Genomic DNA, 24813 nt, shown 5'->3' on the forward strand with positions numbered 1-24813 from the left:
GAGGTTCAAGCTTCTCGCGGCGCGGCGACCGCCAGCCGTCTTTTCAAGCGCATCTGCCGCCGAAGCAGCGACTCGCGTGCGCCTGCAATTTCCGGTTCGCCCAGGGACTCCCGTATGCGCAAATTCTCCAGAGCCCGGTCGACAATCGCGAGCGCCGCGGCGAAATCGCGACGGCGATGTTCCAGGTGTTTGGCCATCTCCTCGGCGGCGTCATGTCGCGCCGGGTGGATCGCCGCCAGCGATTGCCACTGCGAATGCGCGGCCTCATACTCGTGATCGCGCTTCAGAATTCGGCCGCGCAGCTCATGCAGGCGGGCGCGCTGGTGGCCATCGAGAACGCGGCTCTCCGCCTCGCCGAGTGCGGCCAGGGCCGGTCCGGACCTGTGGCGACGGAACCATAGCCGCGCCAGAGCCATCAGGTCATCGGGAGCCGCCAACCGGGGACGTGTCGGGTGCGTCTGTGCGTTCAGCCACAGCGCATACACGAACAACGAGACGACGTCGAAGCGGTTGTGCTCAAAAACCGCATGCAGACGGGGGCTGAATCCAGCGCGCAGATACTCGAAGTAGACGCCCGGCACCTCCGATCCGGGCAGATCCTCCGTCCGGGCGTATCGTAACAACTGCTCCTCGACCTGGCTCAAGGCGCAGGATTCCAGGCGATGCGCGAACAGCGCCCGCGTCGGCCACAGCAGGTCCAAGTGCGGAAGGCAGACAAACTCGGGAGACAGACGCCAGAAATGGAACCGACCCTCCAACAGCGGCGCATCGAAGGCGCGGCCGTTGTAGGTGACCAACGCTTTCGCCTCTGCCAGGCGAGCGGCCACACAATCGAGAACAGCCGCTTCATCGGACGGGTCGGCCAGGAAGAACTGATCGACCGCGAAGGTCGTACCATCGAATTGTCCCAGCGCGATCAGGAAGGGGATTGTGCCGGCCCCGCCGGAAAGACCAGTCGTCTCACAGTCGAGGAACACACAATCGCGCAGGTCGACGCGCGCGCCGGGATCGTCAAAGGGAACGCGCACAGAGGCGGACTCGGCGTCGGCTGCGGGGTCAGTCTCGGACAGCAGCGATTCTGGGATATGTTCCCCCCACGGTTCTTCCGGCGCGTGGTCGACGCGACGGTGCCAGAAGCGTCCGCGGGGCGCACGGACTTCGATCGCACCCACGGACTCGGGCCCGATGTGGATCGGCTCCACTGCGGGCGGCCCTGACGCGATATGCGCGGACATCCGTTCGACGCGGGCGCGGATGGTGTTCTGGTCGAGCGATTGTCGGTCCATCGGCACTCGAGTGAGAACGCAGCCGGACGTCCGTGGAAGTGTGACGATTCCCTCACCCCTTCGACTTCTCTCGGCTTCGCTCGGGACAAGTCGCTCAGTGCAGGCCGATCCGCCTGCGGCGCCGTGCCTGCCGGCAGGCAGGGATCGACCTCTCCCCCTCGGCTCTGCTCGGGGCAAGCCGGAGGGAGAGGTTATTTCTCCCTTTTTCTGTCTTGGTTCGCCTCGGCGCGTCGTTCAAGTCGCTCCATCTGTGCGCGGACGAAGGGATCCTTCTCCTTACGTTTGAGCGCGTCGACCCGTTTTCGCTCCTGCTGGCTCGGGTGGATCGCCAGTCCCTCGATGGCGAATCCGCGCTCGTACGGATCGGGGCTGCCCAGGAAGTGGAGCAGCGTCTTATGGGCGGCCGCATCGGGACATCCCCCCAACGCCACGACGGCGCAATAGCGCGCCGCGCCGCTCAACACCGAGATCGCATCGATCAACAGTCCGGATGGGGGTGGCACGAGCCGTGTCAGCGATCTCTGCGCCGAGAGACGGACGCCATAGAATGGGTCCTCCAGTGCTCTGACCAGCGCCGGTGCCGCGCTGGAATCGCCGATCGATCCGAGGGCCACGGCGGCGCTTTTGCGTACATCGCTGTCGTCGTCGGTCTGGAGTGTCACGATAAGACTGTCGACGGCGCGTTTGTCCTTCGTCTTGCCGAGCGCCGTGGCCACCTCGGAGCGGACACGATGCTCGCGATGGCCCAAGTGCGCAATGAGCGGTTCAACCGCGGCGGTATCTCCAATCAACCCCAGGGCATTGGCGGTGTTGGCCGGCATGTCTTCACCGCTCGAATCCAGGCACGGGACCAGATACGGTGTCGCTACGGGGCCGATCTTCTGGAAGATCTCGCTGAGTGCGCGTCGCTCCCGGGCATCGCTCGTGCGCAGTTTGAAGGCCAGCCAGCGTGCCGCCACAGGCCCCATTGCAGCCAGCGAATCCTTGGCCGGCTGGACTCCGGCGGCGAAGCGTATATCGCCCGCCGTCGCCCACATGAAGAGACGATCGACCCGGGCCGAGTCAGTCTGGGCGTGAGCGGTCAAGTCGAAGGCAAGGAGCACAAGAAGTCCGCACAGGCCAAGGTGAGCAGAGGCGACTCGGAGTAGTCTGCAAGAGCCCCCCTCACCCGATCCGCCTACGGCGGATCGACCTCTCCCCCTCGGCTCTGCTCGGGGCAAGCCGGAGGGAGAGGTTACGTCCGACACTCCACATGTTCCCACGTCAAGTGACATTTCAGCGGGAGTCTCTTCCCCGAGGTTTCAAGCCGGCCCAAGTGGAGTCGGCGTCGATGCCGACGCCCCACATTGATTCGCCGAGCCACACGGTGCCATCGGCGCCGGGGCCATCATAGCGGTCGGTTCCGCCCAGATCGAGGAACAGGCCGATTGACCCGTACTCGCGTCGCGGGTTGCCGTACCCTTGCGTGTTCGCCCGCGACAGGACGTTGTAGACGTCATCACCCGACCGATCAATGAGCACACCCACACCGTTGGCCGACCCCGCGGCCTGGGACAGATCGGTGGCCTGATACCGGTCATTGCCGGCGGCGTCGATCAGTAGTCCCGCCGACCAATCATGTCCGCATCCCTGTGAGACGCCCTTGGACGAGTAGGAATCGTCGCCCCCGGCATCGAGCAGGCACCCCGCTGTCATGTGCGTCGCCGCGCCTTGGGCATACTGATAGGCGACATAGCGATCATTCCCACCGCCGTCATAGAGACCGCCGAAGGCCCACCAGTAGGAGCATCCCTGCGCGAAGATGTCCCCCACATAGACATCATTGCCGTGTTGATCCAGAAGCAGGCCGACCCCGCCGGAAAAGTGTGGTCGTGTGCCGTACCCAAACCCTTGCGAGAGCGACAGAAACCGGTCACGATAGTTCAACGACGCCCCATAGGTCCCGCCGGCGGAATACAGGTCGTTGCCGCCGGCGTCCGCCAAGATGCCCCAACCGGCTGCGAAGCCGAATCCCTGGGCATACAGACGGGCGGCGTACTGGTCGGCCTCCACGCCGGCGTCGAACAGAAGACCCAGACCAAAACCGCCGGCACCTTGCGTATAGGTGTCGGCCTCATACAGATCACGGCCGGAGAGATCGATCAATGCCCCGACACCAAACCACCCAGCCCCGAGTGAGAAGTTCCCGGCACGATAGGTGTCATCACCCCGCCGGTCGATCAGAAGCCCCCAACTGAAGTAGCCGCACCCCAAGTCGCGCCCGCTCGGGGCCAGATATGTGTCGCTCCCGTCCCAGTCCACGATCAGACGCGGGTGGCCCGGCGGACGTGGCACCAGCCGATACTCGTCATCTCCACCCGGATCGATGATCGCAACCGGGTCGCCGGTGAAACGATCGTCACCACGGCTTCCGAATACGATCGGACCCAGCGGCGTTGGTAGGATAACAGTCGTGTCGGCAAGGAAATTGCGACCTTCGGGTGCCGAATCGGGAAGTGCGTCGATCAAGTTTGCCAACAGGTGGGCGCCGTGGCTGTGAATCCAGCGCCAATCCACCAGTTCGGCGATCGCCCGGATGTGTGTCGCCAGTGAATCGTTGATTTTCTGCAGCGAATCGAGGACCTCCTCGCTCCGTTCCCGATCGGCTTCGTCTTTTCGTACCAACTGCGGGCAACTATCGATCAACAGCGCCCGCGTGGCCGGATCGGCGCGGCGCATGATGGAGTCCGGCCAGGTCGTGTCCGCCAGCGCGCGCATCGTCCGCTGCACGAATCGGCCCCATTCGGGGGACAATCGCTCGATGGTCTTGGCGAGGGATGAAGGAAGCGGGATGGGCAGGGTGTCCCCGACAACGAAGGGGGGGCGTTTTGAGAACTCCTGCAGAAAATCCCTACATCGTAGGAACGCCGCATCGGGCGGCCGTCCTGCACTGTCGGTGCCGGGAGTGCCGAGGATTCGGGCGGCATACTGCTGGAGGACATCGGGCGCGGTCGATGGCCTCGTCATGACATGATCAACAAGCGGCAGCCGGAAGGGATCGCGATCGACATAGTCATCGCGGAGAGCCAAATCGCGCGGCAGCAGGTGGACATACGACAGGGCCGTGGCGATGGCGCCGACCGGCCAGGTCGCTCCCGCATCAAACGTGCTGTCGAGCCGCAGGTGCCCCTGAGCCCGCAGGGATGCCGGGCACATCACAAGGCAGAGGGTCGACAACCCAACGGCACGAAGCCACGTCCGGACCGTGTGCGATGCCTCCATGCCCGGTCGATAACGAAGCCCGGGCGCGTCGTCAATCGCTTTTGCGACAGGCGACCGACTTGGACGCAGTCACACGGCTCACGTGAGTCGCCGTGCCACGGGTCTTCAGACCCGTGCCGTGTTCCTTCGCATTGGAGTTCACGGGTCTAAAGACCCGTGGCACCAAGTGCCTGTGTATCGCTCCAGGGTAGGATGCCCGTTGCGGCGGGGACAGCGTCGATCAAGCAGGGGTTGCCGTGGAGGGCAGCGCCACGCGGGCCACGGTCTCACGAATCTGTTCCAGACGGAACGGCTTGGCCAGCAGGGCATCGACGCCGCAGTCGGAGAGTTGCTTCTTGTCGATCTGCGCGCCCCACCCGGAGATGATAATCACGGGCAGACGCGGCGTCATGTCACGCGCGGCCCGGGCCACTTCCCATCCCGTCACGCCCGGCATTCCCAAGTCGGTTACGACGACATCATAGCGACCGTCGCGCATGGCGCCCAGCGCCCGGGCCCCATTGTCGATGGCATCGACATCATGGCCGGCCGCCCGCAACGCCTCCCCGATGACGTCGAGGATGGTCGTGTCATCATCGACCAACAGAACCCGGCGACCATGCGCTCCCGTCGCGGCCGTCTTGATGGCCGGCTCGGTCACCGTCTGATCGGTCGCCGGCAGTTCGATGACGAAACGGCTGCCCTTTCCCACCGTCGATTCGACGCGGATGTGTCCGTGGTGGCGGGTGACGACACCGTGCACGACCGCCAAACCCAATCCCGAACCCTGGGATCCTTTGGTCGTGTAGAACGGCGAAAAGACCTTCCCGATTTCCTCGGGGGTCATGCCGGTTCCCTCGTCGGTCACGGACAGCAGGCAACGGGGTCCATCACGACGGGCGGCCAACGTCAAAGGGCCGCCTTGTGGCATCGCATCGATGGCGTTTAGAATCAGATTGGCGGCGGCGTCCACCAGATCCGAATGAGTGCCGGAGACGGTCACCTCCGAGCCGCGCTCGACGTCGATGGTGTAGACGATGCCGTGCTGCTGGGCTTGCGTCTCCCAACGGTGTCGTGTCACCTCGACGGCATCGGTGATGACCTGGTTCAAGTCGGTTGGCTGTAGAGAGTCCCGCTCCCCTTCCCGGATGAAGTCTTGCAGCCGCTTGACCGTGGCGCCGCCCTGGACGGCGATTTTCTCGATCTGCGCCACTTGGCGCTTGATTTCCTCGACGTCGGACTTGATCTGCACGATCTGTGCCCGACCGAGAATGGCGCCGAGGAGATTGTTGAGGTCGTGGATGATCCCGGAAGCCATCTCACCGAGGACGCGCATCTTCTCTTCGCGTCGCATGAGACGGCCTGTGGACAGTGCCAAGGGGTCCGCGCCGGCCAGCGGCAAACCTGTCTTCCGCTCAGTCGGGGCGCTTGCGCTTCTGAAGCTCTGCATCAGACGGTCTCCCGCCATCCTGTTGTCTGTTCATCGAACCACGGTTGCGAATCGGGATCGCGCGGTATCCACGCCATGACCGGGTCCCGCCGCCAACATGGACTCGGGACACGATACGCCATGGTTGGCTTCCAGGAACGACGCGGGGCGGGTCAGGCCAGTCCGTCCGGCGCTCCCGTCGCCGGCTCGGCACCAGGTCACATCTTCGTCGCCGTTTCGGCCGTGCCGAGGAGGAACAAAGCCGGAATGCTCGCCGAGTTCAGCCATGAAGCTGACAACCGACTCGTGCACGCTGGCGGCACAACGCTCAATCGTCTTCAGGTACTTCATGGTCTCCAAAGAGAGATCGGCCTGTTTGTGGCGGATCAGTTCCGCCGATCCAATGATGCTCGTCAGCGGATTGACGATGCGTCTGTGCAATTCCCTGGTCGCATCGATATCGGTGCTCGGGGAACTCCCCGGCGGCGCCATGACGCGTTGTCTCGTCCATCGACTGGCGAGAACCGAGGCCAGATTGGACAGGAGCAAGCGGTCCATTCGGTCCAGACGGGAGCGATCGGGATCACGCATTTCGAGCACGTTGAGCGCACCGAGCCACTGGTCGCCGACGGTGATGGGGACCACGCAGCCGGTCTTGATCCCGGCGGCGAGCGTCGATTCCGCCTCGTTGGCGGTCATCAGGGACTCGGGGTCGCCCTGGTCAATCTGCAGGAGGCGATGACTGCCCAACGCCCAGCGGTGCCAGGGCAAACAATCGAGTGGCATCGGGCCGGATTGGGCGCTGCGACCGACCCGTCCTGCCGCGGCGACCTGCTCCAAGGTCCGCTCCTCGGAGTCGTAGCGGAACAGACGCATCCCGGAGACGTCGAGCAGCTCTTTGGCGTCTTGGAGCAGGGCGGCATCATCCGACCATGAGTCGACATCATCGCGGAGGCGCTGTACGAAGGTCTCCACGGCACGCAGTCGATTGGCATCACGGTGCCCTTCCAGCCCGCGCAGCCAAAGAGACAGCACATCCGCGATGACTGCCAAGACATGGATCTCGGACTCGCCGTAGAATGCCACGCGCCGGTGTGCCACGGTGATCGTCCCCCGGATCTCGTCACCGTCGAGTATCGGCGCGACCAGGCGGGACCGCATCCCGAGGCGGCACTCCCATGGCTCGCCATCCAAGAGACCATCCACGGAGGCCATGCGCAGATCGGGCGTGATCAAAGCGCGGCGCATGGCCATGACCCGCTGCGTCTGGCTGTCAGAGATCGGCCAGCGGCGGCGGTTCTCGAGGACGCTCTCGTCCGGCCCACGGCCATCGGTGAGGAGCATGCTGACGCGATTCTCATGGAACCGGGAGCGGTCCAGCCATGACACGGACAGATAGTCAACGTCGCAGACACCGCGCAGCCCGTCTGCGATCGCCGTCAAGCCGCGCTCAAACCGATCGGTAGTTGCCAGAGCCGGAAACAGACGGCGCAGGTTGTCGCAGAGACGGCTGTACCGAGCGCCCATCGCGGCACCGGTCCAGTCGGCCAGGGCGCGGCCGACCAATGCCCCGATGCTCAAAAGCATGCGACGGTCCGCAGAGACTTGCGCCTGCAGCCGGGGGTTGTCGAGGACCATGACCGCCAGCGCGACGCCATCACTGCCGAAGGGCAAGGCGAGGGTCGAGGAATCACCGGTTGGAGTCATTGGAGCGACAGCGAGATCGGACTTCACGGCGGCCTGCCAGGCCAGGTCACTCAGGGCATGGCCACGGTCCTCCTGCCGGTTGATGGGTGAGCGATTGATGGACGCTGTCGCCTCAGTGATCGTGCCGATCCGCAGGGCCCGGCGACGGGCATGGCTGATCTTGAACACATGTGCCGCCTGCGCCGACGTCGCATGGCGCAGGACAGCCGCGACACTGAACAGCATCTCATCGAGTGAAGCGCTCGCGGTGGTCGCGCGGACGATCGCCTGCCAGATATCGTCGTTCTTCAGCCCGCGTGCGCGGGTCGTGCTTGTCATCCCGCGGCGGCGAATGGAACTGTAAACGGCGATCGTCAGTCCCAGAGAGAGACTCACGGCGAAGGGGATCGCCGCCTTGGGGAGGGTTAGTGACCCAGCTTGAGTGACCGAAGGTGGGCCTACTTGAATGGCCAGGATGACGGCCGACCAGAGGGAATACGCCAGCGCCATGACTCCCATCCGCTGACAGCCGGACCGGGTGTGCGCCCGCGCGGCGAGCGCAAGGATGACCATCCCGGACAACAGGGTGGCTCCTGCCAAGATTGCGGTGAGCATTGAACTTCCCCCCTTCGCCAGTTCGAGGGCTCCCTGCACGGCCCCGGCGATCGCCGGGCCGTTGAAGGTCGGGCAGAATGTGCAAAGCGCCATCACGTGCCAGACTCCGGCCGACCTGCGTCCGCCGCGTTGCTCCGGCTGTTGGTGCGTGAGACGCGTCCAGCTCTACCCGCCTCGCCAGCCGGAGCTGCAGGAGCAACGGATGGGGTTGGCCCCACAGCCGTATGTTGTTAGCATCGGCTTGTCAGGACAAAACTTGACCGGGTCGTAACGGAGCGGGGACTACGCCATGGTATGGGGCTGGCTCCTCAGGGGTCATTGCACAAGCAGGACGTGTGGGCGACGCCGCCTCGTGCTCGTCACATCCGCGTCCAATGTCTCGCCGGGTCAGGGATGTGCCGGCATTCAGTGATCCAGTGGTGCACCGGCATCCAGTCCACCCGTTCGAAGCAGCGGTTGACGGCCATCAGGCGATGCGTGGAACGGCGAAGGAGCTGATAGGGATCGTGAACCGGAAGCCGAGTATCCGGCAGAATTCGATGTCGAATCCGGAAACGATCCGCCAGGACATAGACCGGAACATCGGCGGTGACGGCCAGCATTGAGAGCATGAGTGAGCCGGTCTTGTTCACGAATCCGCGCCGGTCGACCCAGTCTGCGCCCAGGACGACCGCCCCGCATTGCATGATCGAGCGCCCCGCGCTGGCGTCGGTGACCAAAGTCACTTCGCATCCCTCACCGGCCAGCAACCGGGCCATGATCGCACCTTCACGGGCCGGGCGCGACTCGCAGATGGTCACGCGGACGCGGCGGCTGTGAGCCATGTGGCGGCAGGCCGCCAGAACGGTGCCGGACTGGCTCAGGAGCAACAAGGGACGTCGTGTGGGAATGATCTGTGCTGCAACGTCCGCCAGCGCGCGTCGGCTGTGACGTGTGTCCTGCAGCCACGTGCAGAGGTTGTCGGCCAGTCGATCGCGGAGTCCTTTGCGGGAGAGCTTCGCCTTCACGCGCAGCGACGTGCCGAACGTTTCGCGCAGATCCTGCAGAACGGCCATGGCCGGGTGCGCGGCCGCCAATGCTGCCAGGTCGCGCTGGAGCCGCGACAGGTCCACGTTGCGATGTCGCGAGCGAATCTCCGAGTTGAGGTAACGAACCGCCCGCTCGGCGATCATCGAGCTCCCCGAGCGCCGGTCCGTCAGAAGTCGCGTCAGCGTCGGCCGGCGGCGAGGGATTGCGCCTTGGCGGTGTTCTTGAAATGGCATTTGGCCAGGCCGGTGAGCTTCTCCACTCCGAAGCGAGCAATGATCCGGGCCGCCGCGTCGTCGACCGGTGGCCCGGCTCCCTTGGGGAGGTCCACTCCCGTCGCCTGGGACAGCGCCTTCAGCCGGCGAAGGAAGTCGGCGCGGGCCATCACGGAGGCGGCGGCCACAACGACGTCGCGCTCCCCCTGCGGCATCTGGACAAGACGGACGCTCCGGCCCTTGGCAAAGAGGGCCTTTTCGATCAGTGCGGCATCCCCGAACTGATCGGCAATGACCAGCTCAACCGGCGTTATCTCCAGCAGGTTTTCGATGGCGCGTGCGTGTCCCCACGCCAGCAGACGGTTCAGATTCTTCATGCGACCGTGGAGTTCGTTGTATTTCTCGGGGCCGATGGCGACGATGGTGTGCGGAATCTTCGCCTGTACGATCTGCCGCGCGAGCGCTTGCGCTCGTCCATCAGAGAGCTTCTTTGAGTCGGTCACGCCCCAATCGGACAATCGCGCCGCCGCGACAAAATCCGCCGCCACCGCGGCGATGACCAGGGGTCCGAAGTAGTCCCCTTTCCCCGACTCGTCTGTCCCGGCACGTCGCTGCGCCACCGGGATTGCGGACGTGCCCTCCGAATCGGCCTGGTCCGAGGTGCCGTTGCGAGTGGCCGTGGCGCGGACGGGACGCATGGTCAGTTGCCCGATCCCCCCGATGAATCGGCCGGCGGATTGAAATCCATCGAGAGGATCATGTTCTTGATTTCATCGGTGACCTGCGGGTATACGACGCGCTCGCAGAGCATGTAGAAGACGTACATCTGGCCGCCGTGCTTGACGACGAACAACTCGCCGATGAGCGCGTCGTTGATCACCGAGTACCGGTCGCGGGAGCGATCATACGTCTGCGCCTCGTATTCCAGTCGGAACGCCTGACGGACGCCGCTCTCGCCATTGATCTGAATCCGGCTGGCGTCCTGAATGCTCCCCTTGCTGATGATCGGCACTGCTGTTGCCAGGTCCTTGCGCCATTTCAGCTTGCTGCGCGAGTCGGTGATGGCCGCCATGATGGAATCGACGGGCAAGCTCGACGTGTCGACCCATAGTCCGAGACTGGGAGGAGTGAAGGACTCCAGATTCGCACGACGGTCGGCGGGCACATAGTAGTTGCTCTGCGTGAGCTTAAAACGGATGCGAAGCGGCTTGTTGAGGTCTTCTTGGGCGATCTTGCCGTACTTCCAGTTGTCGTATTTCTGAAAGGAGAAGCCATAGCGCCGATCCCTGTACCGATTGCCATCGACCTGACCGGTCTCCTGCTTGTTGGCTGCCAGTGCCGCAGTCACCGCCATGACTGCCGCCAACCACAGAAGGCTCGTCGTGAGTCGTTTCATCTGCTCCTCCTTTCCACCATGTTCGTGGAGCGAATTCCGCCGACGGGGCGGAGGGGACTGCCCTCCCCCTTGTTTTACACCCGCCGACCATGACGATAAGGGGCGGGGTACGGAAATCCAAGTTGAACTGAAACGAAGGCCGTGGCGCTCGGTCAGTGAGCCGATGTCGGTCGTGAGACCGGGGTGCAAAAAGAGGGCCGGGGCATGATGAAGTTGGGATCGGCTACGCTCGGGAGGGTCAGTAGCGAGCGCAGGTCATCATCCCCGGCCGCATGGTTGGTACGTCAGTGTCGGACTCTACATGGTATCACATGATCGTGAATCGCCCCTCTTCGGTCTTTCCTGTCCGGACCCGTTGCTCGCAACGTGGACCCGACGATCCAAGTTCCCTTGCATGTCTTGGGTGATGCCGTGGTCCATAATCCTTGGTGATGGTCACTGGGCCGTTTCCGCCACTCCATATGGCTCCAGAGAACGCACCGCAATTCTCATACCGCCCGCGGCCTCAAGCGGCAGTTGACGACACGATCATAACCTTCTGCCGTACAACATACTACAATACGGCGCCCGCGACCGTTTCGTTGGGGTAGATCGGGGAGGTGCAAGGCGTTGCAGCATGACGCTGCGAACTGGAATTCAGCGCTCGCCGGGGCCGATGCCCCAGTGCAGCTTCTCGCGCAAGACCCTCAGGAAGGAACGATCGGCAAAGTCGACCAGAAGCGCGTCATGCGGGGACTTTCCGATTTCCACCGTGACACCTTCGCCCAAGTGGCGTGCCAACTGGCCATCCACGGTCAGCATCGCCGGGCCAGCCACGGACCTGACGGTGACCTGAAGCCGGTCGGCCGCCGCGAAGACCATCGGCCGTTGGGCCAGTGTATGTGGGGAGATCGGCGCCATGACGAATCCCTGCATGGTCGGCATCATGATCGGTCCCCCGACGGAGAGGGCGTATGCGGTCGAACCGGTTGGGGTGGCGACGATGAGTCCGTCGCCGGCGATCTCGCTGAGGAATTCGCCATTGAGGTGAACCCGCAGCGTGACGATCCGGGCGATCCCACCCTTGTCGAGGACGACGTCGTTGAGCCCTGACCAACGCTCACCGCCGCCGGACTCGGAAACTTCGAGCATCATCCTCCGTTCAATAAAGAAATCGCCGGCACGAATCCGATCGAGCGCCCCGATGACGTCGGTGGGATAGACCACCGTGAGGAAGCCGAGCGATCCGAGGTGAATACCCAGGACCGGGATGCCGGATTCAGCGACGGTTCGCGCCGAGGTCAGAATCGTCCCGTCACCGCCGAGCGCCAGAAGCAAGTCGATGCGATTCGCGAAGAGGTCCTTCGGCGCCGACGCAAAGTCGGGCGTGCGGACCATGTCGATCCGGTGTTGCGCCACGATGGGCCAATCAGCGGCCTTGGCCCACCGCTCGATCGTCGACACCGTTTCCTCGGCGTCGGGACGCTGAACGTTGACGATGATGCCCAGGCGTTTCATGGTCCGTATCCTCGTAGGGGCGACCGGTTGGGTCGCCCACCCCCCTCGGGGGGTAAAGGGCGAGGCAGCGCCTCGCCCCTACAGATAACAATCGGTTAACGGTCGCGTTCGATCACGAAATCGGCCAACGCCAGCAGAATCGCCGGATCGCCGGGATACGATGTGAGGGCCGTCTTCGCTTCGGCAACCAATCTTGCGGCATGGCGGCAGGCGGTATCATTCCCCACCGCGGCCGGATACGTGACCTTCTGATGCTTCAGGTCCGAGCCGGTCGGTTTCCCGAGCGCCTCGGCACTCTGCGTCAGTTCCAGAAGATCATCGATGATCTGAAACGCCAGACCCAAGGGGCGGCCATAGCCGTCCAATTGCCGCTGGGTCGGCTCATCGGCACCGGCCATCATGCCACCGGCGACAATGGCAGCGGCAATGAGCGCTCCCGTCTTGCGTCGGTGGATGTCGACGACCAGTTTCTCGGTTGGGACCTCGCCCTCGGCATCGAGGTCGGCCATCTGTCCGCCGGCCATGCCATCGGCGCCGATGGCACGGGCGATCAGGGCGGTGATCTCCGGCGTGGCGAAGTGCGCCAAGAGCTCGAATGCCGTAGCCTGCAGGGCATCACCGGCCAACAGGGCTGTGGCCTCGTCAAAGGCCACATGGACGGTGGCACGGCCGCGACGCGTGTCATCGTCGTCCATGCATGGGAGGTCATCGTGGACCAGCGAGTAGGTATGCAGCATCTCCAAGGACGCCGCCACGGGATAGATCGCCTCCCCCTGTCCGCGCAGCGATTGGAAGCCGGCCACGGCCAAGACAGGACGCAGGCGTTTGCCCTCGCCCAAGGCGGCATAGCGCATCGCTGCCCACAGACGGGACTGTACCGCCGCCGATTCCGGGAGCCAGCGTTCGAGCTCGGCTTCGATGCGCCGCCGTTCGCGTTCCCAGAAGTCGCGCAGAGAATTCATGACCGGTCGCGCCTGCGCCAGCGACACATCATTCTCCTTCAGCCGGGGTCACCGCGCTCTCGGCATTCAACTGCTCGATGCGCTGCTGGGCCGCGGTCAGCTTCTCGCCGCAGACACGGACCAAGGCGATCCCCTCGGTATAAAGGGTCAACGCCTCCTCCAGAGGAACGTCGCCGGACTCCAGCGTCTCGACGATCTCTTGCAGGCGCGCAAAGGCATCCTCGAACTTCTGCGGCGCAGAAGTGACGTTCGGTCCTTGGTTCGTGGTGGCCATGTGAGAGGATACTATCGGTCCTTCGGCCGCTTGGCAACACCTTTCACTTTCGCGGTCTCAAGGGGCTAAAGCCCCTTGTCCTCGGTTTGGGCCGCCGGTGGGACATGGGTCGATGTCACCTTTGAAGTTATGGTCCCCACGCTCAGGCGTGTCTCCAGAAGCTGTCCGGAACTCACCGCCGAGGCGTCGCGCAACGGGACATTGTCGCCCCGCCGACGTGTAATGGAATACCCGCGTCGCAGGACCCCTTCGGGGGACAGTGCATCCAATCGACTGCCGACAGCACTGAGACGTTCCCGTCCCTGCTGAAGTCGGAGGTCGATGGCGCGCTGCAAGCGGTCGTGTGTGTCGTCCAGGCGCTGGGACCATTGCTGCAGAAGATCGGCGGGGCGCCGCATCGCATGTGACAGGCGCAGCCGTTCCCAGTGCTGGCGCCGCGATCCGACGATGGCATTCACCGCGCGCAGAAGACCGTGCGCCAGATTCGGGAGGTCCCTCTGCGCACGAACCCAGCCTTCCGTGACGATCTGTGCGGCCGCGGTCGGCGTGGCGGCACGCATGTCGGCCACCATGTCGGCGATCGTGTAGTCGACTTCATGTCCCACGGCCGAGATCACCGGCAGGCGCGATGCGGCGATGGCGCGGGCGACCGTTTCCTCGTTGAACGGCCACAGATCCTCCAGCGAGCCGCCGCCTCGACCGACGATCAGAACTTCGACATCGTCACGGGCATTGAGCCGCTCAATGGCGCGAACAATCTCCTCTCTGGCTCCTTCCCCCTGGACGCGCGCGGGACAGAGAACGATCCGCATCCCCGGGTGACGCTCGCCGATCGTGCGCGTGATGTCGACGAATGCGGCCCCGGTGGGCGATGTGACCACTCCCACGGTACTTGGGAAAACCGGGAGCGGGCGCTTGCGCTCCGGCTCGAAGAGTCCTTCGCGCAGCAGTTTCTCCTTCAGTTTCTGAAAGGCGATCTCCAGCGGTCCGATTCCGACGGTGATAATCTGGGAGGCGACCAATTGGTAGGTCCCCTGAGGCGGATAGACAGTCAACTGCCCGAAGGCGCGCACGCGCAGGCCATCGGTCGGTTCGAACCCCAGCCGTTGGCCCATGCCGCGCCACATCACGCAGCGCAGTGCCGCCGCCTCGTCTTTCAGAGAGAAATAGCGATGGCCGGAAGTATGCAGCTTGTAGTTCGAGATTTCCCCTTCGACCCAGATCGGCCCGATGGTCTCCTCAAGGACCCCTTTGATGATCTGGGTGATCTCGCCAATCCGGTAGATCTTGTCCGGGTGGGTGATGACGGGCAGATTGCCTGAGCCGTGCGAAACCATCGAGATTGTCCCACACTCGGTGCCGCGATGTCATTCCGAGCGACTTGTCCCGAACGAAGTTGATGGAAGCGAGGAATCTGTTGTTGTTCCGCGTCGCACGAGCCAGTCCTCGGCGGCGGTGACGGTGTTTTGCAGCAGCATGGCCACGGTCATCGGGCCGACGCCGCCGGGGACCGGCGTGATCGCTCCAGCCACTTCGGATACCGATGGGAAATGCGCATCACCGACCCAACGGTATCCCTTCGGTGCGGCGGGATCGGCGATGCGGTTGGAGCCGACATCGATCACGGTCGCGCCCGGTTTGACCATGTCGCCGGTGATCATCTCGGCCTGCCCCATGGCCAGAATGAGAATGTCAGCGCGTTTTGTGTGCGCAGCCAGATCGCGTGTGCGACTGTGACAGAGCGTGACCGTGGCATCACCGCGCGCCGATTTCAATGATAACAGAATTGACAATGGACGACCCACGATGTTGCCGCGCCCGAGCACGACGACTTCGGCGCCGGGGATGCGGACTTGGGCGTGGACCAGTAATTCCACAATCCCCGCGGGTGTGCACGGGAGCATCTTGCCATGACCCAGCGTCAGAGCCCCGACGTTGAACGGGTGAAATCCGTCGACGTCTTTGGCCGGATCGATCTGCGCCACCAGCGCGGCTTCATCCAGTCCGGCGGGAAGCGGCGATTGGATGATATAGCCGTGCAGTTCAGCCCGCGCGTTCAGTTCATCGACCAGTGCCGCCAACTCGGCCTGGGAGGTCGACGCCGGACGGTGGATGATCTCCGAGGCGATACCGATCTCCTCGGCGGTTTTCTTCTTGGTGCCGACATAAGAAACTGAAGCGGGATTGTCGCCAACGAGGACAGCGGCCAGGCGGGGATGGACACCGTGCCGTTTCAACGCCGCAATGCGCGGCGACAATGCCGCTCTCACTTGTGCGGCAATCGCCTTACCATCGATGATGCGGGCGGGCATAATATGTCAGACATCATTCGGCGGGACCGGGCACGGGTCGACTTCTGTGACCTCGCGTGGCGGCAGGCCGAAGTACTCGCGCACCGATTGCTTGCCATCATAGTCGAGACGGAAGCGCTCGATGGAGCGCGCCCGTCCCGAGGATTCGTCGATGTCCACGACGACGCCGCACATCTTGATGTCGCCGTCGGCCATCTGGAACTTGTGCGGCAGGCCGGTGAGAAAGCGCTTGATCGCGTCCTGCGGTCGGACCCAGAGGACCGAATCGTGCGGTCCGGTCATTCCGGCATCGGTGAGATATGCCGTGCCCTCGGGCAGGATACGTTCATCCGCGGTCTGTACATGCGTGTGCGTGCCGATCACCGCCGAGACCCGACCATCGAGATAGTAGGCGAGGGCCTGCTTCTCCGACGTCGCCTCGGCATGGAAATCGACGAAGATGATCGGCGTCTGCTCGCGCAGTCGCGCCACCTCGCGGTCGGCGATCTGGAAGGGGCAGTCGATCTCCTTCATGTAGACGCGACCCTGGAGGTTGAGGACGGCGACCGGAACACCCGATGCGGTCGGCACGACGATCGACCCATGGCCGGGGACACCCGGCGGGTAGTTGGCGGGGCGTAACAATCGCGCCTCGGCATTGAGCAACTGGGCGGCATCGGGACGGTCCCAGATGTGATTGCCCGACGTCTGCACATCGATGCCGTAGGTGAACAACTTCTCGGACATTTCCGCCGTGATGCCATATCCGCCCGCGGCGTTCTCGACGTTGGCGACGACGAAGTCGATCTCATACTTGCGCTTGAACCCCCACAGCAACTGCGACACGACCCAGCGTCCGGGCCGTCCCGTGATATCGGCGATGAAGAGGAGTTTCATGCGTCGTTCTGTCTACAAGGTGCGTGCCCGCGATCTTCGATCGCGGTGTCGTTGCGTCTTGTGCCCATTGTCCCGCTTCGCGGGACCGCGATCAGAGATCGCGGCCACACATTTCCGTGGTGCCAATGCCCAAACCCCTCACCCTAACCCTCTCCCCGGAGGGGAGAGGGGATCTGACTCCTTCTGTGCTATTCGTCGATCATTGGCATGTCATCGCGTCAGGAGCACAGGGCTCCTGACCTACGAATGCGTCCCATCACTTCGCATACTCGACCGCGCGGGTCTCGCGGATCACGGTCACCTTGATCTGGCCGGGGTATTGCATTTCGTTTTGGATCTTCTTGGCGATGTCGCTGGCCAGCAGTTGCGAGCCGACATCGTCGACGGCGTCATTCTCGACGATCACGCGCACCTCGCGGCCGGCCTGGATGGCGTATGACTTGGCGACGCCGGCGAACGAGTCGGCCAGCTCTTCGAGTTTTTCCAGACGCTTGATGTACCCTTCGAGCGGTTCACGGCGCGCCCCGGGGCGGGCGCCGGAGACCGCATCGGCAGCCATCACCAGGATCGGGTACGGCGACTCGGCGGGGACATCGCCATGGTGCGCGGCGACGGCGTTGATGACGATCGGATTCTCGTTGTAGCGCTTCAGGAAGTTGACGCCGATCTCGACATGAGTTCCCTCGGTCTCACGGTCGATCGCCTTGCCGATGTCGTGCAGCAGCCCGCCGCGTTTGGCGATCATTGGGTCGAGCCCCAGCTCCGCCGCCATCAGGCCGCACAGGGTCGCCACCTCAACGATGTGCGCCAGGACATTCTGGCCGTACGATGTGCGGTAATGCAGCTTGCCCAACAGCCAGACGATGTCACGGTGCAGGTCGTGAATGCCGACATCAAAGCAGGCCTGCTCGCCGGCCTCGCGGATTTTGACTTCGATTTCCTTCTCGGTCTTGGCGACCACCTCCTCGATGCGCGCCGGGTGAATGCGACCGTCGGAGATCAACCGTTCCAGAGCCAGACGGGCGATTTCGCGTCGCACCGGATCGAAGGCGGAGAGGATTACCGCTTCCGGGGTATCGTCGACGACGACATCGACGCCGGTGGCAGTCTCGAAGGAGCGGATATTGCGCCCCTCACGGCCGATGATGCGTCCCTTCATCTCATCCGAGGGGAGATTGACGACCGAAACGGTCGTCTCCACGGCATGATCGGCGGCGCAGCGGTAGATCGCCTTGGTGATGATCTCGCGCGCTTCCTTGTCGGCGTTGCGTTCGGCCTCTTCGATGATTTCCTTGGCCATGGTCGCCGCCTCGCGCCGCACCTGCGCTTGGAGATTGTCCATCAGAAGCTGCTTGGCTTCTTCCGTCGTCATCCCGGCAATGCGTTCGAGTTGTTTGTTCTGGTCGGCGATCAGGTGCTCCAACTCCCCCTCGCGACCGCGGAGCGCCTTCTCCTTCACGGAAAGTGCCTTTTCGCGGTTTTGCAGGTCGCGTTCCTTGGTCTGCAGGACGTCGACCTTGCGGTTGAGCGCCTCCTCGCGCTCGGTCTGGCGTTTCTCGATTTTCTGGAATTCGGTGCGCTTGATCTGCAGTTCGCGCTCGAAATTGACCTTCTGCTTGTACCATTCATCCTTGGCCTCGAGCAGGGCTTCCTTCTTCTTGATCTCCGCTTCCTTTTCGGCATCGCGGACAAGCTGGGCGGCGACTTCCTCCGCCCGGGCGATCTTGTCGGAGCCAAGCCGACGCGCCGCCAACCACCCGAGGAAGGCGAACAGAATCGCCGCGGCGGCCACCGCGACGACGACCCACTGTATCGGCATACTGCCCTCCCTGGGACTCAATCGCCAATCGTACCATGCCACGCCGTCAGGCGGGTCAATGGCAGGCGATGGTCCCGTCGATCAGTTGGCGGCTGGGGAAACGGAGGATGGAGAATCGGAAGGGGTTGAAATGCCCACTGTCAGGCGCTCATCAAGCCACTGGGCCATGCTCTGCGCCCGATCCTGAAACACGGAGAGCTTCCGCTCGGCGTCACGCCGTTCGGAAAACAACTCGTCAGTGATGTTCAACGCCGCCAGAATGGCCACCTTGGCGGTGGATAAGTTGGGTGATCGATCGGCGATCTTGCGCATCGATCGATCCACATAATCGGCCACCCGCGACATGTACTCCATGTCCGTATCCCCCGCACTGCGAAGGGGATACTCCTCGCCGAATATGCTCACCTTCACCGTTTTGGGCGGCGTGTCCACAAACTATCTCAACCCTGTCATCTGTCAGAAGATCCGATCTGATTCCCGCACCGCGATTTATGTTCAGTACTGCTCCTCCGGAGAAAAAAATCCCCCGCGTGCGGGGGAAAGTCAAGATCGATTTTGCCGCCAAAGGACGATCACAACCGGCGTTCGCATTCGCGCACGGACTCGATGAGTCGCTGCAGGCGGACTTTGACCTCGGCGAGTCGGTCGGGCGAGAGCGTCGGCGGTGGATCGGTGCGCGGGGTCGGCACGGCACGGTCCTTCAACCGCCGCTCCAAGCGCGTCTTCTCTTCGGAGAGCCGCTGGTTGCTCGCCTCCAGGGAGCCAATCCGCTCCATGGCCCGACGAATCGATTGCTCCAGGCGATCGAGTTCGGCTGTGTCCATTGCTGTCCGACTTGGGGCGGACCAAACCCGGATCAAGCTTCGGTTGCGGCCCGCGGAAATCTCCGATCCCAGCTTAATCTTCCACTTTAAGTCTGTCAAGCGGTTTCGCGCGGCGCGGCACGCATGCCCGATTCGGATCAGATGGAGCACGCACGAAGAGATTCCCTCACCTGCTCCGTCCTCCGGACGGAGCGACCTCTCCCGGTGGGAGAGGTTACACGCCCTCTTTCCTCTGGTCACTCACGGAGACGGGCTCCGAAGGCCGTCGCCAGTGCGGCTATGATGGTCGTGTGCGCGACGTCGGCCTCGTGATCGGTCAGTGTCCGCTCCGGATGTCGGTAGGTGAGCGCGAAGGCGACACTCTTTTCGCCCGCTGCGATAGGCGGCCCGGTGTACAGATCGAACAACTCGGCGGATTCAAGAACCGGACCCCCCGCCTGGCGGATCGTGGTCAGAAGATCGCCGACGGCGACGCTGTCCCTGACGATGATCGCCAGATCGCGGTAGGCGGCGGGGAAACGCGGCAGCGGCACGTACTGCGGAACGGCCGATTCGCTGACCATGGCGGCCATCGGCTCCAGTTCGAGCACACCCGCCCAGACCGGCCGCTTGATATCCCTGCGTCGGCAGAGCTCCGGATCGATCTGTCCCACCTCGCCCAAGGGCTTGCCGTCCGCGCTGATGACGAACCCCTGCCCCCGACCAAAGGGACGCCGGTCGGCAGGCGCCAGTGCTACACTCAGTCCGAGTGCAGTCAAGATCTCCCAGACGGCCCCTTTGAGATCGAAGAAATCATAGTCGCCGGCCGATTCTCCCCACCCTGCACTGGGACGACGGCCGCACAGGGCGACCAGCAATTGGCGTTTCTCGCGGAAGGCGCCATCCGGTGCTTCCTGTGAGAACACAGTCCCGATCTCATAGACCGCCAACGAGTCAATCCGTCGGTTGAGATTGTGTGCGACAACTGCCAGGAGGGAACCATACAGATCAGGGCGCAGCACCGACATGTCGCTGGACAAAGGGTTCCGAAGGGCGACAGGTGCCTGGGAATCGGACAGCACTTGTGCGGGATCGATCAGGGAATTACAGATGATCTCCGTGAGGCCGACGCCCTCGGCCAGATCGCGCAGACGCTGTTCGATCATCCATTGCGGGGCGCGATGCACCGGGAGTGCACCCGCGGCCCGGCGGTCGATCGGAATTCTCTCATAGCCATAGAGCCGGGCGATCTCCTCGGTGAGATCGACCTCACGCGTTACATCCGGCCGGAATGTCGGGACCGTGACGACAGCGGGTTTCCCGGGTACGACTCCAAACTCGATGCCGGACAACATGTCGATCATGGTCGGCGTGGACATCCCTGTGCCCAAGAATCGGTTAACCGACTCCGCATCAAGTTCCAGTTTGACCGGGTTCACCGGGTTTGGGTAACAATCCACCGCTCCGGCGAGGAGTTCACCGCCTGTCAGCTTGACGAACAAGTCGGCCGCGCGGTCAAGTGCATACGGGACACCGTTGGGATCAACGCCGCGCTCGAAGCGTTGCGCCGACTCTGTGGCCAGATCGAGCCGTTTACGGGTTCGACGGATCCGGGTCGGATTGAAGTGTGCGCTCTCGATCAGGAAACTGGTGGTGGTGTCCGCGACTTCGGAATCGCGGCCGCCCATCACGCCGCCGATGGCGACGAATCGGCCGCCATCGGTGATCATCACGGTGTTCGCAGGGAGAATACGTTCCGCTTCATCGAGGGTAATGAAGCCCTCGTTCCCGCGCGTCGACAGCACGACAACTTCACCGGACTTGAAGTTGGCCCAGTCGAACGCGTGCAATGGCTGTCCCGTCTCCAGCATCACGAAATTGGTGATGTCGACGGCGTTGTTGATCGAACGAATCCCGGCGGAGCGCAGGCGGCGTCGCATCCAGAACGGCGACGGGCGAATCTGCCCGTTACGGACCAGCCGTCCGGCGTAGCGGGTGCACCCGTCGGTGTCCTCGATCCGAACGGACAAATGCGAAGATGCCGCCTCCGCCGTCTCGACCAGGTGGAACTCGGGGCGTCGAATCCGACTGCCGACCAGGGCGGCGATCTCGCGCGCCAAGCCAAGAACCGAGAGGCAATCGGGCCGATTCGGGGTCAACTCAAAGGAGAGGGCGACCTCTTCCAATTCCATGGCATCCCAGAGATCGCAACCGATCTTGAACTTCTCGGGGTCGAGATCCATCAGCCCGCTGTGATCATCAGAAAGACCCAGATCGCGCTCGGAGCAGCACGCACCTTCGGAATCGACACCGGCAAATGTGATGACACCGACAGGAGCGTCCGGGAACGGGGGCAGCATGGCGCCGGGTCGTGCCAGGGGGACAATCAGACCAAGCTGGGAATTCGGCGCCCCGGAGACGACCTTGCGCCGTCCGGTGCCATCCTCCACTGTCAGCACGTGGAGGTCGGGACGGCCGGGCAGTTTATCGACGGCCACGATGCGCGCGGCGACGACTCCGGTGAAGCGCGCGAAGACCGGCTCCATCCGTTCCACGGCGGTGCCGATGGCGGTGAGCCGTTCGGCCAATTCCGCAACGTCCCACGGGATCGTGATGTAGTCCGATAGCCAGCGTGTTCCGACTTGCATGCTTGGGACCTTTGATCAATAGTCTCCAATTGGGCTTCGTTCGTAGCGCAGGAGCCCTGTGTTCCTGCGGTCTGTGTCAGGTGCGCAGGGCACCTGACCTACAGTCTACTTTCGTTCGCCCTCACCCGATCTGCCTCCGGCGGATCGACCTCTCCCCCTCGACTCCGCTCGGGGCAAGCCGGAGGGAGAGGTTATCACTCCCCGTCTCGCCACGGACTTTGAACGCGACGGCGCCGCATCAAAACTGCCGCAGGAAACGCAGATCGTTCTCATAGAACAACCGGATGTCATCGATGCCGTGCTTCAACAGCGCGATCCGTTCAATCCCCATTCCAAACGCGTATCCCGAAAAGACCCTGGGATCATAGTCGACCGCCGCGAAAACGGCCGGATCGATCATACCCGCCCCCAGGATTTCGAGCCATCCCGCATGCTTGCATAGGGAGCATCCCTGTCCCCCGCACAGCATGCAACTGACGTCGACTTCGGTCGACGGCTCCGTAAACGGGAAGAAGCTGGGACGAAACCGCAACTGGGCCGCACTCCCGAAGAATTCCTGAACAAAAGCGACGATGACCCCTTTCAGGTCGGCAAAGGAGACATCGGTGTCGACGAAGAATCCTTCAACCTGGTGAAAGACGCAGTACGAGCGCGCGTTGACAGCCTCGTGGCGATAGACGCGTCCCGGCGCCAGTATACGTACCGGCGGGCGGCGGTTTTCAAAGACCCGCACCTGCACCGGTGAGGTGTGTGTCCGCAACAGGAACTCGTCATTGAGAAAGAACGTGTCCTGCATGTCGCGGGCGGGATGGTCGGGCGGGAAATTGAGCGCCGCGAAGTTGTAATAGTCGGTCTCGATCTCCGGACCCTCGGCGACCTCGAAGCCCATGCCGTAGAAGATCGACACCACCTCGTCCATCGTCTTGGTGATCAGATGGCGGTGGCCGCGCGGACGGGGACGGCCGGGAAGGGTATGGTCATAGGGCCGATGCGCCGCGAATGTGACAGCCCTTGCGGCGCCTGCATTCCCGGCGTCGAAAATCGCAGCGAGACGGTCGCGGGTTTCGTTGGCCAGACTGCCGACGCGTCGGCGCTGCTCCTCCGGAAGATCCTTCAGGCCGCGCAGAATGGCATTGAGCGGGCTATTGCGCCCCAGATAGCGGGCACGCACGGACGCCAGATCGCTTCCGGCGACGGTCTCCTGACGGGCCGATTCCTCGATTCGCCTGAGTTGGGCTGTGATCTCTTCGAGGGGCGTCATGGTGTCGACCTCATAGAGAAGATCGGAATCGGGCGAAAAAACAAAACCCCGTCAAACGGGGTCAAGAGAAAGGTCGCGGGCCGTCGCCGGTCCGCCTGGCAAATGTCACACTCAGGTCGTCCCGGTGGCGGTCCGCGCCACCGCGGCAAAGGCCTCCGGATCGGTGGCTGCCATGTGGGCCAGGACCTTGCGATCGAGGCGAATCCCCGACTTGTTCAGGCCATCGATCAGCCGGCCATAGGTCAGCCCCAGCGCCCGGGCGGCGGCGTTGATGCGGACGATCCACAGGGCCCGCATCGTGCGCTTGATGTTGCGCCGGTCGCGGTACTGATAGGTCCAACCCTTCTGGACCGTCTCCCGTGCGGTGCGGTAGAGCTTGCGACGTCCGCCGAAGTTGCCTTTGGCGGCGTCGAGATACCGTTTGCGACGGCGGTGCGCCGCGACGTTGTTGGTTGCTCTCGACACGTTCTATCCCTTTGATTCGTACCCGGAAACCGGCTCAGCCATTGGGAAGCATCCCATTGACGCGCACGCTGTCGGCATCGGACACATAGGTTGACTTGCGCAGGCGGCGCTGACGTTTTGTGGTCTTGGATGCCGACAGGTGTCTCCGGTACGCCTTGGAGCGCTTGAACAGACCGGATTTGGTCCGTTTGAACCTCTTGGCCGCCGAGCGATTGGTCTTCATCTTGGGCATTGTACCATGCTCCTGTCTCGGCCATATCGGACCGAAACACCTAATATAGACCCCCGGCCTGTCTGGTCAACACGAAAAAAAACTATCCGGTCGTGTCCGATTCACCGCCGGACGGCGTTTGTGTCCCATGAGCCATGAGCGCTTCGGCGGCAGGCGTTGCGGCTGCGGCAATCGACGTCGCGACCTCCTGTCGTGGAGGTGGAGGCGTTTCGGTCTTGGTTTTTCCCGTGCCGCGCTTCGGATTGATGATGAGCGACATATGCCGCCCTTCCATCCGCACACTGGTCTCGGACTGGCCGACATCGGCCAATTGCGCCTTGATCCGCTCCAGGATACGGTAGCCGAATTCCGTGTGGGTCATTTCGCGGCCACGGAACTCGACATAGGCGCGCACCTTGTGACCATCCAGAAGAAACTCGCGCAGCCGCTCGGTCTTGAAGTTGATGTCGTGCTCGTCGATTTTGGGACGGAACCGCATCTCCTTCAGCATCGAGCTGTGCTGACGCTTCTTGGCCTTACGGGCATTCTTGGCCTCATCGTAGAGGTGCTTGCCGTAGTCGAGGATGCGGCACACCGGCGGCCGGGCCTCGGGGGAAATCTCCACCAGATCGAGACCCTGCTCTTCGGCCAGTTTGAGGGCGTCGCGGGTGGCCATAATCCCCAACTGGCTGCTGTCGGCGCCGATGACGCGAACTTGGGGAAAACGAATGCGGCGATTCGTGCGAAGTGTATGCTGACGTGGTATAGCGATGGGCACAACCTCCCCGGGTC

The 24813-nt window shown here is 63.3% G+C and carries 22 protein-coding genes; all 22 read right to left on the reverse strand.

Translation table 11 applies throughout. The features are described 5' to 3' along the window. Positions 1 to 5: 5 nt before the first annotated feature. Positions 6 to 1286 carry a ribonuclease H-like domain-containing protein gene (locus AB1792_03145; GenBank protein MEW5701206.1) on the reverse strand — a complete coding sequence of 427 codons (1281 nt, stop codon included), beginning with the start codon at positions 1284 to 1286 and terminating at the stop codon, positions 6 to 8. A 191-nt stretch (positions 1287 to 1477) separates the two neighbouring features. Then, complete coding sequence (locus tag AB1792_03150; GenBank protein MEW5701207.1) at positions 1478 to 2389, reverse strand: HEAT repeat domain-containing protein; 912 nt, start codon at positions 2387 to 2389, stop codon at positions 1478 to 1480. A 172-nt stretch (positions 2390 to 2561) separates the two neighbouring features. Continuing rightward, a complete protein-coding gene (locus tag AB1792_03155) occupies positions 2562 to 4547 on the reverse strand; it encodes a hypothetical protein (protein MEW5701208.1) in 1986 nt (661 codons plus the stop codon). 220 nt (positions 4548 to 4767) lie between these two features. Beyond that, positions 4768 to 5976 carry an ATP-binding protein gene (locus AB1792_03160; GenBank protein MEW5701209.1) on the reverse strand — a complete coding sequence of 403 codons (1209 nt, stop codon included), beginning with the start codon at positions 5974 to 5976 and terminating at the stop codon, positions 4768 to 4770. Positions 5977 to 6006: 30 nt separating this feature from the next. After that, a complete protein-coding gene (locus tag AB1792_03165; protein ID MEW5701210.1) occupies positions 6007 to 8349 on the reverse strand; it encodes a GAF domain-containing protein in 2343 nt (780 codons plus the stop codon). 266 nt (positions 8350 to 8615) lie between these two features. Beyond that, complete coding sequence (locus AB1792_03170; GenBank protein ID MEW5701211.1) at positions 8616 to 9428, reverse strand: hypothetical protein; 813 nt, start codon at positions 9426 to 9428, stop codon at positions 8616 to 8618. A gap of 35 nt (positions 9429 to 9463) precedes the next feature. Next, the gene (gene rnhC / locus AB1792_03175; protein MEW5701212.1) at positions 9464 to 10195 is read right to left on the reverse strand and encodes a ribonuclease HIII; all 732 of its coding nucleotides are present in this window, start codon (positions 10193 to 10195) and stop codon (positions 9464 to 9466) included. 2 nt (positions 10196 to 10197) lie between these two features. Then, on the reverse strand, positions 10198 to 10893 hold the full coding sequence (locus AB1792_03180; protein MEW5701213.1) for a hypothetical protein: 696 nt from the start codon (positions 10891 to 10893) through the stop codon (positions 10198 to 10200). A 636-nt stretch (positions 10894 to 11529) separates the two neighbouring features. After that, positions 11530 to 12390, reverse strand: coding sequence for an NAD(+)/NADH kinase (locus tag AB1792_03185; protein ID MEW5701214.1), 861 nt, complete (start codon positions 12388 to 12390; stop codon positions 11530 to 11532). 95 nt (positions 12391 to 12485) lie between these two features. After that, positions 12486 to 13379 carry a polyprenyl synthetase family protein gene (locus AB1792_03190; protein ID MEW5701215.1) on the reverse strand — a complete coding sequence of 298 codons (894 nt, stop codon included), beginning with the start codon at positions 13377 to 13379 and terminating at the stop codon, positions 12486 to 12488. Between the two features lies 1 nt (position 13380). After that, positions 13381 to 13626 carry an exodeoxyribonuclease VII small subunit gene (xseB, locus tag AB1792_03195; protein ID MEW5701216.1) on the reverse strand — a complete coding sequence of 82 codons (246 nt, stop codon included), beginning with the start codon at positions 13624 to 13626 and terminating at the stop codon, positions 13381 to 13383. A gap of 65 nt (positions 13627 to 13691) precedes the next feature. Beyond that, entirely contained in the window at positions 13692 to 14963 is a 1272-nt protein-coding gene (gene xseA, locus AB1792_03200) for an exodeoxyribonuclease VII large subunit (GenBank protein ID MEW5701217.1), read from the reverse strand. A 30-nt stretch (positions 14964 to 14993) separates the two neighbouring features. After that, positions 14994 to 15938, reverse strand: a complete 945-nt coding sequence (locus AB1792_03205) for a bifunctional 5,10-methylenetetrahydrofolate dehydrogenase/5,10-methenyltetrahydrofolate cyclohydrolase (GenBank protein MEW5701218.1) — start codon at positions 15936 to 15938, stop codon at positions 14994 to 14996. A gap of 6 nt (positions 15939 to 15944) precedes the next feature. Then, positions 15945 to 16814: a TIGR00282 family metallophosphoesterase gene (locus tag AB1792_03210; GenBank protein MEW5701219.1), complete on the reverse strand. Its 870-nt coding sequence runs from the start codon at positions 16812 to 16814 to the stop codon at positions 15945 to 15947. A gap of 256 nt (positions 16815 to 17070) precedes the next feature. Continuing rightward, on the reverse strand, positions 17071 to 18633 hold the full coding sequence (rny, locus tag AB1792_03215; protein MEW5701220.1) for a ribonuclease Y: 1563 nt from the start codon (positions 18631 to 18633) through the stop codon (positions 17071 to 17073). Between the two features lie 81 nt (positions 18634 to 18714). Further along, positions 18715 to 19065, reverse strand: a complete 351-nt coding sequence (locus AB1792_03220; protein ID MEW5701221.1) for a cell division protein ZapA — start codon at positions 19063 to 19065, stop codon at positions 18715 to 18717. A 140-nt stretch (positions 19066 to 19205) separates the two neighbouring features. Further along, positions 19206 to 19457 carry a hypothetical protein gene (locus tag AB1792_03225; GenBank protein MEW5701222.1) on the reverse strand — a complete coding sequence of 84 codons (252 nt, stop codon included), beginning with the start codon at positions 19455 to 19457 and terminating at the stop codon, positions 19206 to 19208. Between the two features lie 236 nt (positions 19458 to 19693). After that, a complete protein-coding gene (gene pheT, locus AB1792_03230; protein ID MEW5701223.1) occupies positions 19694 to 22084 on the reverse strand; it encodes a phenylalanine--tRNA ligase subunit beta in 2391 nt (796 codons plus the stop codon). 238 nt (positions 22085 to 22322) lie between these two features. Then, a complete protein-coding gene (pheS, locus tag AB1792_03235) occupies positions 22323 to 23327 on the reverse strand; it encodes a phenylalanine--tRNA ligase subunit alpha (protein MEW5701224.1) in 1005 nt (334 codons plus the stop codon). A gap of 129 nt (positions 23328 to 23456) precedes the next feature. Continuing rightward, on the reverse strand, positions 23457 to 23810 hold the full coding sequence (rplT, locus tag AB1792_03240; protein ID MEW5701225.1) for a 50S ribosomal protein L20: 354 nt from the start codon (positions 23808 to 23810) through the stop codon (positions 23457 to 23459). Between the two features lie 34 nt (positions 23811 to 23844). Continuing rightward, the gene (rpmI, locus tag AB1792_03245; GenBank protein ID MEW5701226.1) at positions 23845 to 24042 is read right to left on the reverse strand and encodes a 50S ribosomal protein L35; all 198 of its coding nucleotides are present in this window, start codon (positions 24040 to 24042) and stop codon (positions 23845 to 23847) included. A gap of 82 nt (positions 24043 to 24124) precedes the next feature. Further along, complete coding sequence (gene infC / locus AB1792_03250; GenBank protein MEW5701227.1) at positions 24125 to 24799, reverse strand: translation initiation factor IF-3; 675 nt, start codon at positions 24797 to 24799, stop codon at positions 24125 to 24127. Positions 24800 to 24813: the final 14 nt, after the last annotated feature.

Source organism: Candidatus Zixiibacteriota bacterium, assembly GCA_040752595.1.
Taxonomy (GTDB): domain Bacteria; phylum Zixibacteria; class MSB-5A5; order WJJR01; family WJJR01; genus JACQFV01.

What these genes read in the sequence shown, in the direction of transcription:
- xseB (MEW5701216.1), bottom strand. Translation starts at nt 13,626, where the DNA reads ATGGCCACCACGAACCAAGGACCGAACGTCACTTCTGCGCCGCAGAAG.
- AB1792_03155 (MEW5701208.1), bottom strand. Translation starts at nt 4,547, where the DNA reads ATGGAGGCATCGCACACGGTCCGGACGTGGCTTCGTGCCGTTGGGTTG.
- rpmI (MEW5701226.1), bottom strand. Translation starts at nt 24,042, where the DNA reads ATGCCCAAGATGAAGACCAATCGCTCGGCGGCCAAGAGGTTCAAACGG.
- rny (MEW5701220.1), bottom strand. Translation starts at nt 18,633, where the DNA reads ATGCCGATACAGTGGGTCGTCGTCGCGGTGGCCGCCGCGGCGATTCTG.
- AB1792_03225 (MEW5701222.1), bottom strand. Translation starts at nt 19,457, where the DNA reads ATGGACACAGCCGAACTCGATCGCCTGGAGCAATCGATTCGTCGGGCC.
- pheT (MEW5701223.1), bottom strand. Translation starts at nt 22,084, where the DNA reads ATGCAAGTCGGAACACGCTGGCTATCGGACTACATCACGATCCCGTGG.
- AB1792_03160 (MEW5701209.1), bottom strand. Translation starts at nt 5,976, where the DNA reads ATGCAGAGCTTCAGAAGCGCAAGCGCCCCGACTGAGCGGAAGACAGGT.
- AB1792_03165 (MEW5701210.1), bottom strand. Translation starts at nt 8,349, where the DNA reads ATGGCGCTTTGCACATTCTGCCCGACCTTCAACGGCCCGGCGATCGCC.
- AB1792_03210 (MEW5701219.1), bottom strand. Translation starts at nt 16,814, where the DNA reads ATGAAACTCCTCTTCATCGCCGATATCACGGGACGGCCCGGACGCTGG.
- AB1792_03205 (MEW5701218.1), bottom strand. Translation starts at nt 15,938, where the DNA reads ATGCCCGCCCGCATCATCGATGGTAAGGCGATTGCCGCACAAGTGAGA.
- AB1792_03185 (MEW5701214.1), bottom strand. Translation starts at nt 12,390, where the DNA reads ATGAAACGCCTGGGCATCATCGTCAACGTTCAGCGTCCCGACGCCGAG.
- AB1792_03180 (MEW5701213.1), bottom strand. Translation starts at nt 10,893, where the DNA reads ATGAAACGACTCACGACGAGCCTTCTGTGGTTGGCGGCAGTCATGGCG.
- AB1792_03145 (MEW5701206.1), bottom strand. Translation starts at nt 1,286, where the DNA reads ATGGACCGACAATCGCTCGACCAGAACACCATCCGCGCCCGCGTCGAA.
- AB1792_03170 (MEW5701211.1), bottom strand. Translation starts at nt 9,428, where the DNA reads ATGATCGCCGAGCGGGCGGTTCGTTACCTCAACTCGGAGATTCGCTCG.
- rnhC (MEW5701212.1), bottom strand. Translation starts at nt 10,195, where the DNA reads ATGCGTCCCGTCCGCGCCACGGCCACTCGCAACGGCACCTCGGACCAG.
- xseA (MEW5701217.1), bottom strand. Translation starts at nt 14,963, where the DNA reads ATGGTTTCGCACGGCTCAGGCAATCTGCCCGTCATCACCCACCCGGAC.